This window comes from Streptomyces synnematoformans, from assembly GCF_039531005.1.
GTDB lineage: Bacteria > Actinomycetota > Actinomycetes > Streptomycetales > Streptomycetaceae > Streptomyces > Streptomyces synnematoformans.
Map to the genome: position 1 here is coordinate 1 of NZ_BAAAPF010000730.1, position 825 is coordinate 825.

Consider the following 825-nt stretch of genomic DNA (forward strand, 5'->3'; position numbering starts at 1 on the left):
GGGGTCGCTGCGCGGGGGGCGGGCGCCGTGGTCGACGGCGAGGCGGCGGCCGGCGCGGGCGGCGGGCGGCGCGGCGGCCGGGGGGTCGTGCTTCTCCGCGCCGGGCCCGTCGTCGCCGTCCGGCGGGGCCGGCTCCAGGTCCTGCCACTCGTCGTCGCGCAGCCGGAAGAGACCGCCGGGCCCGGTGCCGAAGAACACCCGGGTGCGGCAGGCGGCGTCGGTGGACAGCAGCAGGCAGCGCAGCCCGGCGGTGTACTCCGCGGGGTCCACGCCGAACTCCTCGGCCTGCGCGCGCAGCAGCCCGTACGTGCGGCCGGTGAGCCGGTGCAGACCGGCCTTCAGCGCGGCGCGGCGACCGGTACGTATGTCCTCGGAGAGGCGGGCCCGGCTGCGGCCGACCGCCTCGCCCATCCACCGCACGAGCGAGGCGGCCGCCCGGTCCGTACGGGGCACGCCGCGGGCACCGGTGGCGACGGCGACCAAGACGAGCGCGTCGTCGCCGCCGCCGAAGCGGGCGGTGAGGACGGCGTCGCGGCGCTGCTCGCCGCGGTAGCGGGGGCTGTCGCCGCGGGTGGCGGCGGTGCGGAGGGTGAAGGACCCGTAGCGCGCGCCGTCGAGGACGGTGTCGGGCACCAGTTCGCCGAGCGCCCCGGGCGCGACCTCGGGCAGCGTGGTGGGCTCCGCCTCGTACGTGGGCGGCCCGCCGCCGACGAAGGAACCGGTGCGCCGGGCGGACCAGTCCGCGTCGGTGAGGGTGTCGGTGACGGACACCTGCCGCAGCCGCATCGTGGCGGGCGGGGGCGAGGCGTCGGCGGGCCGGGCCGC

1 protein-coding gene is annotated in these 825 nt (G+C 79.9%); it reads right to left on the minus strand.

All coding sequences use genetic code 11. From position 1 onward, the window contains the following. Positions 1–825 (minus strand): protein phosphatase 2C domain-containing protein (locus tag ABD317_RS37385; protein WP_344296587.1); only part of this gene is annotated, 825 nt, incomplete at both ends.